13 protein-coding genes are annotated in these 13,824 nt (G+C 47.2%); 8 read left to right on the top strand and 5 right to left on the bottom strand.

Annotation, left to right across the window (positions count from 1 at the left end):
• The 6 genes from HMPREF2606_RS06015 to HMPREF2606_RS05985 form a co-directional block, all read left to right on the top strand.
• Positions 1-407: aldo/keto reductase (locus HMPREF2606_RS06015; RefSeq protein WP_141762182.1), on the top strand; the 407-nt coding region annotated here is incomplete at its 5' end.
• 50 nt (positions 408-457) lie between these two features.
• On the top strand, positions 458-1,036 hold the full coding sequence (locus HMPREF2606_RS06010; RefSeq protein WP_070625281.1) for an NAD(P)H-dependent oxidoreductase: 579 nt from the start codon (positions 458-460) through the stop codon (positions 1,034-1,036).
• 116 nt (positions 1,037-1,152) lie between these two features.
• Positions 1,153-1,653, top strand: a complete 501-nt coding sequence (locus tag HMPREF2606_RS06005; RefSeq protein WP_283122352.1) for an OsmC family protein — start codon at positions 1,153-1,155, stop codon at positions 1,651-1,653.
• A 92-nt stretch (positions 1,654-1,745) separates the two neighbouring features.
• A complete protein-coding gene (locus HMPREF2606_RS06000) occupies positions 1,746-2,081 on the top strand; it encodes a thioredoxin family protein (protein WP_070712964.1) in 336 nt (111 codons plus the stop codon).
• Between the two features lie 266 nt (positions 2,082-2,347).
• A complete protein-coding gene (locus HMPREF2606_RS05990; RefSeq protein WP_070512429.1) occupies positions 2,348-2,659 on the top strand; it encodes an ArsR/SmtB family transcription factor in 312 nt (103 codons plus the stop codon).
• Between the two features lie 73 nt (positions 2,660-2,732).
• Entirely contained in the window at positions 2,733-3,944 is a 1,212-nt protein-coding gene (locus HMPREF2606_RS05985; protein WP_070712969.1) for an NADH:flavin oxidoreductase/NADH oxidase family protein, read from the top strand.
• 273 nt (positions 3,945-4,217) lie between these two features.
• On the opposite strand, the gene HMPREF2606_RS05980 is transcribed toward HMPREF2606_RS05985, so the two are convergent.
• From HMPREF2606_RS05980 to cah, 5 genes are all read right to left on the bottom strand, one after another.
• Complete coding sequence (locus HMPREF2606_RS05980) at positions 4,218-4,850, bottom strand: histidine phosphatase family protein (protein WP_070712972.1); 633 nt, start codon at positions 4,848-4,850, stop codon at positions 4,218-4,220.
• Positions 4,851-4,941: 91 nt separating this feature from the next.
• On the bottom strand, positions 4,942-6,885 hold the full coding sequence (locus tag HMPREF2606_RS05975; RefSeq protein WP_070843438.1) for a PEP/pyruvate-binding domain-containing protein: 1,944 nt from the start codon (positions 6,883-6,885) through the stop codon (positions 4,942-4,944).
• Positions 6,886-7,049: 164 nt separating this feature from the next.
• Positions 7,050-9,602, bottom strand: a complete 2,553-nt coding sequence (locus HMPREF2606_RS05970; RefSeq protein ID WP_070712975.1) for a DUF4132 domain-containing protein — start codon at positions 9,600-9,602, stop codon at positions 7,050-7,052.
• Positions 9,603-9,748: 146 nt separating this feature from the next.
• Positions 9,749-10,165, bottom strand: coding sequence for a hypothetical protein (locus HMPREF2606_RS05965; protein WP_283122351.1), 417 nt, complete (start codon positions 10,163-10,165; stop codon positions 9,749-9,751).
• Positions 10,166-10,617: 452 nt separating this feature from the next.
• Entirely contained in the window at positions 10,618-11,376 is a 759-nt protein-coding gene (cah, locus tag HMPREF2606_RS05960) for a carbonic anhydrase (RefSeq protein WP_070712979.1), read from the bottom strand.
• 729 nt (positions 11,377-12,105) lie between these two features.
• Between cah and HMPREF2606_RS11265 the strand changes: the two genes are divergently transcribed.
• Complete coding sequence (locus HMPREF2606_RS11265) at positions 12,106-12,756, top strand: hypothetical protein (protein ID WP_070712981.1); 651 nt, start codon at positions 12,106-12,108, stop codon at positions 12,754-12,756.
• A 279-nt stretch (positions 12,757-13,035) separates the two neighbouring features.
• A complete protein-coding gene (locus tag HMPREF2606_RS05945) occupies positions 13,036-13,344 on the top strand; it encodes a hypothetical protein (RefSeq protein WP_070585507.1) in 309 nt (102 codons plus the stop codon).
• Positions 13,345-13,824: the final 480 nt, after the last annotated feature.

Here is a 13,824-nt window from a genome sequence, read left to right as displayed (position 1 = left end):
ATAAAGTGATGCCGCAAGCCAATCAGATTGAAATTAATCCGTTCCAACAAAAAAACGAAGCCGTTTCCGCTTTGCAGGCTGAAGGTATCGCCGTGGAAGCATGGGCGCCGTTTGCTGAAGGCAAAAACGATATTTTCCACAATCCCGTGTTAAGCAAAATCGGTGCGAAATACGGCAAATCCGTGGCGCAGGTGATTACCCGATGGCTGGTGGAACGTGGCATCATTGTATTGGCAAAATCCACCAAACCCGAACGCATGGCGGAAAACTTGAACATCTTTGACTTTGCACTCAGTGATGAAGACAAAGCAGAAATTGCCAAACTGGACGGCACGTTCGACGCCATCGTCAATCACGACACGGTAGATAATTTGAAACGTATCGCTTCATGGAAAACGGGACAATAACCGCAAACATCACATCCCTTTTTTATAAATTATTTATTCTAGGAGTAAAAATGAATATTTTATTATTAAACGGTGGTAAAGAATTCGGCCATTCGCATGGTGAGTTAAACAACACGCTTCACAAAAAAGCAAAAGAAGTTTTGACCGCACTTGGACACAATGTAAAAGAAACTGTGATTGATGCTGGCTATGATATTGAGGCAGAAATCGAAAAATTCTTGTGGATGGATGCCGTGATTTGGCAGATGCCTGTTTGGTGGATGCACGAGCCTTGGACAGTGAAGAAATACATAGACGAAGTATTTATCGCTGGACACGGCAAGCTTTACCACAGTGATGGCCGTCATCGTGTCAGCCCGACCGAAGGCTTCGGTACAGGTGGTTTATTGCAAGGCAAAAAACACATGCTTTCGCTTACTTGGAATGCGCCGATTGAAGCGTTCACCCGTGAAGGCGACTTCTTTGAAGGCAAAGATGTGGATGCTGTGTACATGCCTTTCCACAAACTCAACGAGTTCATCGGTTTGACCCGTCTACCGACATTTACATGTAACGATGTAGTTAAAAATCCACAAGTAGAACAATACTTCGCAGACTACCAAGCACATTTGAAAAAAGTGTTTGGTTAATGATAAAACATCAACTTGAAGTGGTGGGCTTTTGCCCACCATTTTGTCAGTCGCTAATTGGTACGAAATAGTGTAGCGAAAAACCATCTGCAATTCATCATATGAAAGGACAAAACATGATTAACGGGTTAGATATCGAACGTTTCCGAACTACCATGGCAGCGGTTGAAAACGACCATGCAAAAGGCAAGGCAGTATTACGCGCCGATTCGCGCTGGGTATCCGGCACGAAGAATGAAATCTCCGTGCGCCGCTTCCCTGCCTTTACCACAGACGAACCGAAAAACATGGGCGGTGAAAACGCCGCCCCAAATCCGGTGGAATACCTGATCAGCGCTGCGGCAGGCTGCTGCTCCATAGGTTTCGAGTTGCAAGCAGCATTGGCAGGCGTGAAACTGGAACAGTTTGAAATATCCGCAAGGGGCGGTATCGACATGGCCAAACTGTTCGGCATGGAAGATGGCTACGGCGGACTGGATAATCTGGTGCTAACCATAAAAGTAAAAGCCGACGCCGACCTTCCTACCCTGCAAAATTTCGCCGACCACTCCGCCGCCAGCTCGCCAGTGTTGAACAGCCTGAAAGCGCGGGTAAAAGTGGTTGTGGAAAAAATCTAGACGACTCAAAACGTTTTCTTGTTTTCATTTCGTTGAAAGCCCCTTTTCTGGACAACTAGAAAAGGGCTTAATCGCTCAAAGGAGTACATGACATGCAACAACTGCACACTTTGAAAGACATCGAACAGGCCATCGCCACACACTCTTTAGTATCACTGTACATCAAAGCCCCAATCTGCGGTGTTTGTACGGTCGTGGCCGCCCAGCTTGACTCAGCTTTGGCGGTGGAAGGAAATGTGTATGCCGTAAAAGCCGATATTGCTGAAATACCCGAAATGGCCGGGCGTTTCCACGTGCTGACCGCACCTGCATGGCTGCTGTTTTATCAAGGCAAGGAAGTAGAACGGATGGCCCGCTTCATCCCTCAGGCACAGATGAAGCAGACATTGGCAAAATGGACAAAAGTAGCAGAAAGCGGACATCAGTAACCGGTCTATCAATGTTTCAGACGGCTGCGGTCTTGATAATGATGCAAGTGGTCAAGTTTTTAAGATGATTTGCAAAACACTTAAAAATTTGACCGCTCTTTATTACGAAAAGGTCGTCTGAAACGGCTTGCAGACTGAGATAATGATTGATGAAACGCTGTGATTTGTACACTAAAGCCATCTTCTGAAAATTCCCTTTGACATTCTCCATCTTTCCCTCTAAAATGCGTTCAAATTTTTAAACATATAAACTCAAGAAGCCAAATATGCCGCAACAAACCATGAATTTAATGCGCGAGTGCATTCCCATTTTTACTGTGTTGAGCGATGAAAACCGCCATCAAATCCTGCGCGTGCTGTGGGAGCACGGCAGGATGAATGTGAATGAGCTGACCGAGCATCTGCATCTGTCGCGTCCTGCGGTGTCGCATCATTTGAAAATCATGCTGCAAGCCGGGGCGGTGGCGGTGGAGCAGGTCGGCAAAGAGCGGTTTTACAGTATTGCCATGGCGGATGCGGTGGCGAGATTGAAACAACTTGCCGATTTGATGGCTCAAAATTGCCCGCTTTCAAAATAGGGTTATCCGTTAACCCTTTATTTTTACCTAAATACGTTTATATTTTTAAACTTATCAACTTAAAGGAACGATTATGTTATTCACTCCATTCACTTTTCCAAACGGCAAAACCGCTAAAAACCGTATCTTCAAATCCGCCATGGAAGAGCAACTTGCTCAAAACGACCAGCCGTCTGAAAAACTCGTCCGCCTGTACGGCACTTGGGCGCAAGGCGGCGCGGGTGTTTTGGTTACGGGCAATGTGATGGTCGCCGAAAGCGGCAAAGGTTCAATAAACGATGTGGTGATTTCAGACGGCCGCAGCCTTGAGATGCTGAAAAAATGGGCGAAAGCCGGCACGCAAAACGACACGCTGCTCATCATGCAAATCAATCATGCGGGCAAACAGTCGCCTGCGGTAGTCAATAAAACGCCGCTTGCACCGAGCGCCGTGCCGTTGGTGGGCATGGACGGCTTTATCAATCCGCCGCGCGAATTGACTGCCGATGAAATCAACGGGCTGATTCAGCAATTCGTACAAACCGCGAAAATTGCCGAACAGGCAGGATTTTCAGGCGTACAGATTCACGCCGCGCACGGCTATCTCATCAGCCAATTCCTCTCGCCGCACCACAACCGCCGCCAAGACCAATGGGGCGGCAGTTTGGAAAACCGTATGCGCTTCCTTTTGGAAACCTACACCGCCATCCGCGCCGCCGTGGGTAAAGATTTCTTAGTGGGTGTAAAACTCAATTCGGCAGATTTCCAAAAAGGCGGATTTGACGAAAGCGAATCGGTGCAGGTGGTGCAAAAACTGTCAGAAATGGGCATTGATTTTATTGAAGTTTCCGGTGGCAACTACGAAAGCCCGCAAATGCTAGCCGCCAAAGACAGCACCCGCAAACGCGAAGCCTTCTTCATCGATTACGCCGAAAAAGCCCGTGCAGTCAGCCAAGCTCCGCTGATTATTACCGGCGGCTTCCGTTCGCAAAACGCCATGGAAGATGCCTTATCCAGCGGCCATTTGGATCTGGTAGGTGTTGCCCGTCCGTTTGCCTTAGTGCCTGATTTGGCGAACCAAATGCAAAACGGTACTTACCAAACTGTACAAACAGACCGCATCAAAACTGGCGTCGCATTTGTTGATAAAAAAGCAGGTGCAATGTTGGAAATGAACTGGTATATGACGCAAATGGATTTAATCGGACAAGGTAAACAGCCTGATCCTAAACTATCAGCGTGGAAAGTATTGCTGAAAACTTTGTGGGAAAACGGCAAAGCCGGTTTAAATACTGGCAGATCTTGATAGGGTAAGCAGGGCTTTGAAGGAGGATTAAATTTTAAAATTTAACCGTATTTAAAAGCATGGAATATAAACAAATTGATACTAAAAAACCGTTTGAATCGTAAAGTTCAAACGGTTTTTTAGAATTTACGGTAGAGACATTAATACAAAAAAGACGCTGCTTTGGTTGAGATTTAAAATAAAAAATAATGAGTAGATTTAAAACGAGCGTATTGGGGCTTGAGTTAATAGACTAACAGTGTGTCGATGTGTGAATTAGGTAATAGATTGTGATCATTGTAAATGAGCCACATCGTTAAGCTGCTCAATATGAAAACCGCTTTCACTATCGTATTTCACAATACTGATTGAAGTATTCAATAATGACACGGATTTACCCTCATCACGATGGTTTTTCCAAGTCGCTCCGCCTAGTAAGGACAATAAAAGCCGCAAGGTATGGCCATGCGATACCACTAAAATATTGGCTCCCGATTGATGTACTTTAATGATATCGCAAAGGGCGTCCATTGCACGTACTGCTAATTGTTCAAAGGTTTCGCCACCATTGCTTAATGCTTTATAAGCTGCCGGGTCATTGGTCAGTTGTTTGAATTCGGTTAGCTTCCGCAAGTCAGCGATCTGCATACCTTCCCAACTTCCAAAAAATTGCTCATTTAGTCCACAGTGTTGAAAAAGAGGGATGGGACGCTGGCCGATAATATGGCCAGCCGTATCAATGGCACGTTGTAAAATGCTGGAATAAGCAGCGGTAAATTCTACTTGTTGTAGCGCCGCCCCGGTTTTCTGAGCTCCTGTAATTCCTTGTTCGGTCAGTGGTGAATTGCCTGATCCCTGCAAAAGCTCTTGTTCGTTCCATTGGGTACGGCCATGGCGAATAAAATAAAAAGTGAGCTGTTTTGACATCATAGTTCCTTGGAGAACGGGAAGTATAGGGTATAACTAACTCATAATGCAAAGGCCGTCTGAAACGATAATTTCAGATGGCCTTTTTACTTTAACGTGTGCCGTTTAGATACGGTCGTGCCTGGAGGATAACAAGCTTACGATTGTCAAACGCCCATTCAATGTCCTGCTCACCATTAGCAAATAGCTGTTTGATTTGTTGGCCGGTTTGGTCAAGGCGACGTATTTGTTCTTGATTCATTACATTGCCACTGGTTACAGGCACCTCTCGTACTCCACCGTTTTTATCCAGTTGCAATGCTGTGGTTTCATTAGAGGAGCTGAGACGTTGTACAGAATCATTGCGACGGTTATAGACTACCTGTTCGGCTACCCGTTTACCTTCAACGACACGAATACCCAACCCGCGTTTGGCGGCAATGTAGGAGCTGTTTTTCTGAGCAATATCATAAGGATTGATGGTAACCAACACGCCGGAGAGATCTGCATTGATGCTTTGTTGCACAAAGACACTCATTTTCACGCTATCGTGAGGCAAACCGGCAATACGGCGGGCTTCATATGCGCTGTAATTGAAAACGGAAGCCCAAGATTGCTTCACCGCTTTGGCTAACGCGTTTTCATCGGTAACATTTGGCACGGTGGTGTACAACCCTGCGCCACTGAAATTGGGCAGGTCTTCGGAATTAGAGGAGCTGCGGATAAACACGCCTTTGCTGTTTAATTGATTACGCCATTGCTCAGCCCATCTGTGCTTCCATTCTGACGGGATTTCGGCATCGGTAATTTTTTTCTGCAGTGTGAGTAAAGCAGTGCGGCGCTTGCGGTTGTCTCCATCACTTTGCGTTTCGATTTGGGCAAGTGTTGTCGCGTTAATACCCAGCCTATCCATCATGGCTTGATAGTAGGCAAACGGAATGCAGAATCCGTCAGGAACGTTGCTGTTTGCAATATGGGCGCGGATATGACCGAGGTTGGCAGCCTTACTACCGCAGTAACGGCTGTCATCACGGCGCAGGTTTGCCAAAGCCCGAAGGCTGTAATCGGAAACATCGGGTTGGGGCAGGGTAAGGCCGTCTGAAAAGCTTTTGCTGGTAGTGTTCCGGTTGGTTTGGACAATTCGATATTGTTTAGCAGTCGCTTCAAATTCGATACGACGGCCAATATATAGGGCTAGGATTTTTTCTGCGTCTTTAAGGTAAATATTGGGAATCCCCCAGCCGCGTGCCAGTACATTCACATGCGATAGTGCAGTAGATGGTTTCTCACTGATAATCCCTGCCACAGGTGGCAGTTCTAGGGGAACCTCTTTCAAAATAATAATATCGTCGGCGCCGACATTATAAAGATCATCTTCTTTGGCAATAACGCGTAATATACCTATCGCTTTACCTTGGTTTAGAGGCAGGTAGGGAAAATTTTTAATCAAACTTTCTTGGGTAATAAAAGGAACTTTACTTTGCTCGGCAACAGTTTCCTGCCATAAAGAATTGGTTTTATAACGCAACGGAGCATAGAAACTGTCTTTCAGACGGCCTGTTGCCAATTTCAACAATTCAGGCGTGATTTTGTCTCCTTCCCAAAACTCATAAACATATTCCTGAGTACTATTCTGCCAACTGATAGTACCAAACAGATAACGCCGGTTGGGACTACGGTATTGTTGATTCAATTCAGTTTTTGACAGCATGGGTTTCAAGATAGTAGCCAGATAGTGCTCATGCAGCCGAAATTTGGGAGTATTGATGTAGTCGGTACGGTTATCGTCTTCACGATCGATGAGGAAAAGGATATGAGGAATTTCATATTCACTACCTTGCTCATAGATACGCGAAAGTAAGTCAAAATCGGCTTGGCTTTTGATTGCAGATAACGCAGGAATTTGTGTTTTAACTGGGGTAGCTACAGTTTGACGCTTTTCAGACTCATAATAGGAAGGCTTACGCGCCGTTGGTGCAGCCGTGTCGGCTGTCTCAGCTTCAGGACGGCAGGCTGAAAGTAAAAGCAATATTGGGAGGCAAAAAGCAGGCTTCATGATGTTGTCGGTTATCTAAATCAAATGAAAAGTAATATAGTTATGGTACAAATATGTATTGTGTTCTTTCCGTAGGGAGGACATGTGCTGCCTACACGTCCTGTGTTCCAAAACAGCCTGAAACCGCAAGGATGGGGCATTTGCGTTTTTCAGGCTATCCCAATTTACCGCTGAATCTGCGAGATAATCGTGCTGTCGGTAATCTTGTCGTCTTCCGCCAGCAGCATGGCTTTGGAGAGGATGACTGAGAGCGTGTTGTCACCTTCAAACGGAATAAACAGCTTGTCGGATACGTCTTTTTTGCGGCTGTCGGGTACGATGCAGAGGTATTGATCATCCGGCAGCATCAGGATGTTGCTGCTGCCGATGTGGATTTTGTAGGTACGCAGCTTGCCCTGCACGACGAGGAAATTGCCGTCTATGTGGGTAACCTTGGTGATTTTCAGGCGTGGCAGTAGGGTTTCCAGCACGGCTTTGCGGGTTTTAGCGACTTCGCCCAAGTCACCGAAGGAATAGCTTTGCCAGTAGCTGTAAAAACGCGCCTCTCCACCGTTGTCTTCCCAGGTTGGGTCATTACCTACGCTGGCCACGCCCACAAACAAATCCACGTCGCGCAACACTTCGGAAAACACGCGCGGCGGAATATCAATTAAGTCCAGCGCGGTGGCATGGTAATCGTCGTCCAACCGGTGAAAGCGCACTTGGTCGGTACTGACATACTGCCAGATATAGCTTTCCGTCCATGCTTCTTCGCTATCCACTGCGTTTGCCCAAAATTCGGCGCGTAGGTTGTATTCGGGCAATTCCAACGAGACGGTTGCGTCGTCGCCGCCGTCCCACGCGCCTGCCAGCGAGCCTCTCCAGCCGCGCCCCTTGGCAAGCGTCATGTATTGGTGTTGTTTCAGGATGTGGGCGGCAAAACGGTTGCTGTATGTTTTGGTGTTGATTTCGGCTTCGGTAAGCAGATAGATTTCACGGTATGCCTGTTTCAGCGGCTGGCGGATTTCTTTGTCCTGCAGCAGTTTGCGCCACCGGGCGATGCTTTGCTGAGAGGCAAGCGCGGGATGCCACAAGCTGATTTGCAGGCAGTCTGAAACATCGGTTTGCACGCCCGTTTCGTCCACCCATGTTCTGTCCAACCAGAGTGCGGATTTGCCCTGCGTGTCGTTTTCGTCGCGGAAAAATTGCCATATTAGCGGGCGCGTGAGGCAGGACATCAGCCCGTGTTGCCAGTAATATTGTTCGGCGTGTTCCAGCGGCACACGGTGTTTGGAGCGCATCATTTGGTCCAAGCGGTCGCGTTGGGCTGTGAGCGTGGTGTTGAGGTTTTTCTGTGCGGCTTTAATCTTTTTCAGTTTGTCGGCATGGTCGGTTTTCACGAAGGCGGGCATGGTTTTCTGCGGCGAGCCGTCGGGTTTGAACCAGCGCAGTTCGGATTTTCCTACGCCTATAACCGCCAGACGGCAGGTGTAGCCGCCGAAGTCGTAGTCGCAGCAGCCTTCCTGCAAGCCGAAATCATCCACCGCCATATCTTCGATTTCGTTGCGGGATACACCCCGCTGTGCGGCGGCTTCGTCCAGATAGTTGGCAATCGCGTTCTGCGCGTTGCTGAACTTAATCCGCAGGCGCAGGCGCGAGAGGCAGGCGATGCCGTCCAGCCCTTTGGAGCGGAACAGCGCGTAGAAACAGGCGTTGCCCACGGAAGCATAGCGCGCCCCGAGATTGGGGATTTTGTCGTATGAATGCAGCGCAAGTTGGGTAAGGGCGGACAGGGTGGCGCTGTCGTGAAAATGGCTGCACATCCACACCAGCCCTTTGAGCGCGGTTTGGTTGATGCTGCAAACGGGCAGGACATGGGTGTCGTAGCTGTATGCTCCGTGGGTGACGGTTTCGATCTGCACTTCGCTGCCGCGGACAAATTTTATCCAGCCGTGCAGCATTTTTTTGAACCTGTCCGCACCCAACGCATCGATCAGCGTTTTGGATTCTTTCAGGTATTTTTCGCTTGGCTTGCCTGCATTGGCGGATAGGGCAAGCGCAATGATTTTGCTCCATATGTCCTGCTGTTCCGGTGGCAGCACGGCAAGTTGCGGATTGGCGTATCGGGCAAACTCGTCGTCTTGGGCGGGGAAGCAGGCTTCGGCGGAACCGCCTGCCAGTTCTGCCAGGGCGGCAAGGTTGGCGGTAGCGGCTTTCTTGTCCCATAGGTTTTCCGCAAAGACGCGGTAACGGTCGCAGGCGTTTTTCAGGCCGTCTGAAAGCGTTTTGCTCGGATTGGGAAACTGTTTTTTGATTTGGTTTATCAGATATTTGAGCGGATAGTAATCTGCCTCCTGCTCGGACAGCCCGTTATCGTCCAGCATGGCGGCAAAAATACGCTGCACATCCTGCTCCGTCATCGGCAGCGTTTTGCGCGCCAGAGCCATCGCTACCGCTATACGGATGGTGCCGTAATTGTGTATCCTGTCCTCACCCATATTTTTAAAAATTTTATTCCGTCCCCAGCCGCGTATCAAATCAATGCAGTGGATCAGCAAATCGACGCGGTATCCGGGTGCGGCTTTCTCCACTTCGGCAAAACTGGGACAGAGCTTCAGATTTATCGTGTCGTATTCGTGTGAACGGCTTTGGAGCCATTCTTTTTCCAGTGTGTTGAGAAGCTGATTGAACTTGGCACGGTGGCTGTCGGAAATCTGCATGGTTTGGTTTTGGGTCATAGGACTGTCCTTGCGTATCAATGTGTTGGTTATTTCGCTGCAAAGGTGGATAACGTCGGTAAGGGTTTTCTTGTCTGCACTATTCAGGCTGTATGGAGCATCTTCTACAAAGGTAAGGTAGCGTTGCGCAGCGGTTTTCAGGCTGCTTATCCGCCCACAAGTGGCGTGAGTTTGATGAAATTGACGACCAGTCCGTCATGCAGATACACCATATCGTCCAGCGTTTCCAGTTGGCGGTTGTCAGCAAGGATGAAAAATGCGTTCTGCTCAAAAGCTTTCAAAGCGACGGCGATTTGCTTTTCCGCGTCCACAGGCTGCGGGTGCGTGCCTTTTTTGCCGTGCGTTTCCCGAATCACGATGTCGCCGCGATCGGTGGGGATAACGAGGCTGTGGCGTAAGAGGACATCGGCGGCGCGGTTGTTGTAGGCTGCAACTTCCTGCCGCACGCGTTCGGCAATCAGCTCCGCCGCGCTGATGTGCTTGATTCGGAACTTTAAAAATAGCTCATGCAACACTTTGCCGGCGAGGTTTTGGTCTTGGATCGTGATGGTAGCTGCGATCATGGATGACTCCTCCAAACAGAAAACAGACAAATCATACTGTTTTTTGATCGTTTCAGACAGGCTGAAAACACAACAGCCTTCACGTTGATAGATACGAGTGCAGGCTGCTCTTTATATTTTAGTTCTAAAGGAGCTTTGTTGAAGTTCACGTTTTCAGACGGCCTTTGGAGACAGGTATTTATCTGCTTTACGCAAGTTCAGTTTGGCTATTTTGTGCCGTTGGTGATTAAGATAATAATATTTTTTATCTTGATTTACCTTGGGATAGCTGAATTTTTCCAATAGAAAAAGTATAGCTATTTTACAAGGACTATGAAGTGTAAATGCATAAAAAGCACTAAATATAGATTAGTGTGTATCCAGCTCAATACGTAATAAGCGATAGAGAAAAAGGCCGTCTGAAAAACCAAATTTAGGTTTTCAGACGACCTTTTCGTTTACGGCTTTATTGTTTATTCAATGACAACGCGCGCGTTAAGCGGCTGGACGGGGCGGTTGTTATGCGAGCCGATGGCGCGGGTGAATTTTTCTGCCTGCGCCTGATCGATGTGGTCGTAGGTTTTCAACAGCAGCCACGATACGCCTTCGCTGCACGGCGGCGTGGTCAGCGAACCGGCAAAGCGGTAGTATTTCAGTCGTTTCGGCAGCAGGGTGCTGGCGTCGAAAGCTTTGTCAAGGTTTACCTTTCCTTCCTTCATCGGCATCACGTTCCATATCGGAGCCAGACGGTCGTTGGTTTTGCCAGGTTCGTACAATACTGCCAATACCAAAGGCTGGCGGTTTTCGTCTAAGTGGACGAAGTGGGCTTCCATCGGGAAGGTGCGGCCTTTGATTTGGTTTTCACTGGGTACGTGGAAATGGAATTGTTTCAGGGTGTAGGTACGTCCGTTCACGCTGAGGGTATTGCCACCTGCCGGGTAGTTGACTTGGATGGTGTGGCCGTTGTTTTCCACGTTAACCGCGCTCGGCTTGTAATCGACTTTGATGGCGGGCAGTCTGCCGGAGACGGTTTCGGTAATGTTGACGGGGGATTGGTTTTTGCCTGTAGAGCATAAACGGAACTCTTCAGAAAGCTCGCCCCAGCTTTCGGGGGAGTCGTGTCCGGTGTAACCCCAATGTGTGTGGTTTCCGTGTGCAGCTGCGGAGAATGCCGCGAAGGTGGACAGCAGGAAGACAGTCAGACGAGGCAACGTACGGGTCAAGCAGGGCATTGCAATATCCTTTCTATAAGGAGGAGGGAAAAAGCATTGCAGTGTGCATGTGGTATATTGTTATTTTTTATTAAACCATAGCCATATTAAATCGTCAGGTCAAGCCTTCTTTGGGTAATTAATTTAAGGCTATGAAGTTAAAGCGAATTCATTTTTTTAAAAACGATATTGTCGTTTTAGGAATGGATAATAATTTGAAATAGAAAACTTCCGTTTTTCACACCTTAAAAATTTAAGGAAGCCGACTCATGAAAAAGGTCGTCTGAAAACATCAATTTAGGTTTTCAGACGACCTTTTTGCTTTGCCTGCCAAGGGTTATTTGTGCAGCACGCATTCTTTGCTGTCCTTGCTTTCCCACCACTAGCAAGCCGTAGCCCATATGCAACCTAAACTCAACAAGGATGTGTGAGAAACGCACGTATGCGGTTCTCAAGGTTTGAGCTAAGAGGCCGTCTGAAAAAAGAAAAAACGTTTCAGACGTCCTTTCTTTCGACAAGTTGCCACAGCAATCAGAAAAAGTAGCCTGCATCACCTTATGCACTGAAACCGCCCAATCAAACTCAGTTCGACAAATATGCTAATGATCTCAAGCGCGAAGTTGAAAAACGCGAAGGCAGAAAAATCAGCAGCCAAGAAGCCGCGATGAGAATCCGCAGGCAGATACTGCGCTGGGTGGAAAAGGTTCCCAAGACGGCTATACCGACCAAAGCGTCATATCCCTTATCGGAATGAAAGGCGAAGACAAAGCCTTGGGTTATACTTGGGACTACCGCGACTACGGCGCAAGAAATCCGCAAGCCTACAACGATCCGAAGCTGTTTGAGGAATACCGCCGACAGGACAAACCCGAATACCTCAACCTGACCTGGCTGCACAGCGGGACGAAGGATACCAAAATCAGGCAGGGAGAGCGGAAAAACGAAGAACTTGCGCTGAACGTTGCCGACGGACTGATGAGCTTTGTCAACCCCAATCCGAGGACAAAGGCAGCGGTTCGTGCAGGCATCCGTAATCTGGAAAACATCAGGCCGACCGTTACCGGCAGAGATCCCTTATTGGCGGGTGCGGGGAATATCCGTATTCCTGTAAACGGCAATGTTGCGAAGGGGGATAGGATTCCGGATACGGCATTGGCAACGACGGAACATAAGTACAAAGGAGGGGCGCATTCGGAAACCAAAAAACCGACCAATGACGGTTTGGATTCGCATCATTGTCCTGCGAAGGATTGCTATAAAGGAGCCCCATTAGTAGTGAACAAGGTCCTGCTATTAAGATGGATCCGAAGGATCATCGGCTTACTGAAAGTTATGGACGCTCTCCTTATGCTATCCAATATAGGGCTAAGCAAAAAGAGTTACTGGAACAAGGTAAATTGAAAGAGGCTATTGAAATGGATGTGAGGGATATCAGATCTAAGTTCGGATCCAAATATGATAAGGCAATCGAGGAGATGCTTGAGTATTCGGGAAAACTAGACCCAAATTCTTTTAAAACTAAAAAATAGGCAAAAAATTATGAAAATTTTTTATTTTAGTTCAAAAAAAATAGAAAATTGTGTAAACATTATCTCATCAAATCTGAATCGAAAACAAGTTCGTGCAATATTTAGTTCTGATGTACAAGAAATTTATAAGTCATCATACTCTCGAGTTCCTATGGATGTTTTTCCCGAGTTGAATATCCATTGTTTTTATGATGATAAAAATCAGCTTCAAGCGATAGAGATATTTGAACCAAATAAGTTTTTTTTAGAAGATATTTCTTTTAATTGGCTTGGAAAAATTAATGATGAAATAATAAGCTACCTTTATAAGAGTGGAATTAATGATTTTGAAATTGATGATTTGGGTATTAGGCTTCTTAATATTCCTGTTTCAACTATAATCAATTCAATAGGTAAAGTAGAATGTTGTTATTTAGATTTTTCAAACAGAGACACAAAATTTTATGTAAAACAAGTGTAGGTTGAGGTCAAGACCCAATCTACGCTTACTCCGGTATCAGCGTCTCCATCATCTACGACGAACAAAAAATCCGCCATCTGACCAAGTAAACGCCTACCTTGCCGAAAACCAAAGCCGCGACCACACCTGGAAAGAAGACGGCATAGCAAGCCGTAGCCCATATAAAACTTAAACTCAATAAGTAGTATGTGTGCGGAACGCACATATGCAGTTCTCAAGGTTTGAGCCAAGAGGCCGTCTGAAACAATAAATACGTTTCAGACGGCCTTTCTTCCAACAAGCCATCACAGCAATCAGACAAAAGCAACCCGCCGCCACACCCATATCGGCAGCCCGGCCGGCAAAACCACCATCCGAAGCGGTGTAGATACAACTCTAAAACAGCAAATTTTGAACGTCATAGCCTTTTGGGTATGACATTAAGGGCCGACATGATCAAACAGCGCGAAATCCATCTGGCCATACCCGCACAAACTAATA

The sequence above is a fragment of the Neisseria sp. HMSC070H10 genome, assembly GCF_001837635.1.
Classification (GTDB): Bacteria; Pseudomonadota; Gammaproteobacteria; order Burkholderiales; family Neisseriaceae; genus Neisseria; species Neisseria subflava_A.
Note: the sequence above shows the minus strand (reverse complement) of the source record. Positions and strands in the feature narration are given on the sequence as shown.

Coding starts and splice junctions, on each gene's coding strand:
- HMPREF2606_RS06010 (WP_070625281.1), top strand. CDS start 458: ATGAATATTTTATTATTAAACGGTGGTAAAGAATTCGGCCATTCGCAT.
- HMPREF2606_RS06005 (WP_283122352.1), top strand. CDS start 1,153: ATGATTAACGGGTTAGATATCGAACGTTTCCGAACTACCATGGCAGCG.
- HMPREF2606_RS06000 (WP_070712964.1), top strand. CDS start 1,746: ATGCAACAACTGCACACTTTGAAAGACATCGAACAGGCCATCGCCACA.
- HMPREF2606_RS05990 (WP_070512429.1), top strand. CDS start 2,348: ATGCCGCAACAAACCATGAATTTAATGCGCGAGTGCATTCCCATTTTT.
- HMPREF2606_RS05985 (WP_070712969.1), top strand. CDS start 2,733: ATGTTATTCACTCCATTCACTTTTCCAAACGGCAAAACCGCTAAAAAC.
- HMPREF2606_RS05980 (WP_070712972.1), bottom strand. CDS start 4,850: ATGTCAAAACAGCTCACTTTTTATTTTATTCGCCATGGCCGTACCCAA.
- HMPREF2606_RS05975 (WP_070843438.1), bottom strand. CDS start 6,885: ATGAAGCCTGCTTTTTGCCTCCCAATATTGCTTTTACTTTCAGCCTGC.
- HMPREF2606_RS05970 (WP_070712975.1), bottom strand. CDS start 9,602: ATGACCCAAAACCAAACCATGCAGATTTCCGACAGCCACCGTGCCAAG.
- HMPREF2606_RS05965 (WP_283122351.1), bottom strand. CDS start 10,165: ATGATCGCAGCTACCATCACGATCCAAGACCAAAACCTCGCCGGCAAA.
- cah (WP_070712979.1), bottom strand. CDS start 11,376: ATGCCCTGCTTGACCCGTACGTTGCCTCGTCTGACTGTCTTCCTGCTG.
- HMPREF2606_RS11265 (WP_070712981.1), top strand. CDS start 12,106: ATGAAAGGCGAAGACAAAGCCTTGGGTTATACTTGGGACTACCGCGAC.
- HMPREF2606_RS05945 (WP_070585507.1), top strand. CDS start 13,036: ATGGATGTTTTTCCCGAGTTGAATATCCATTGTTTTTATGATGATAAA.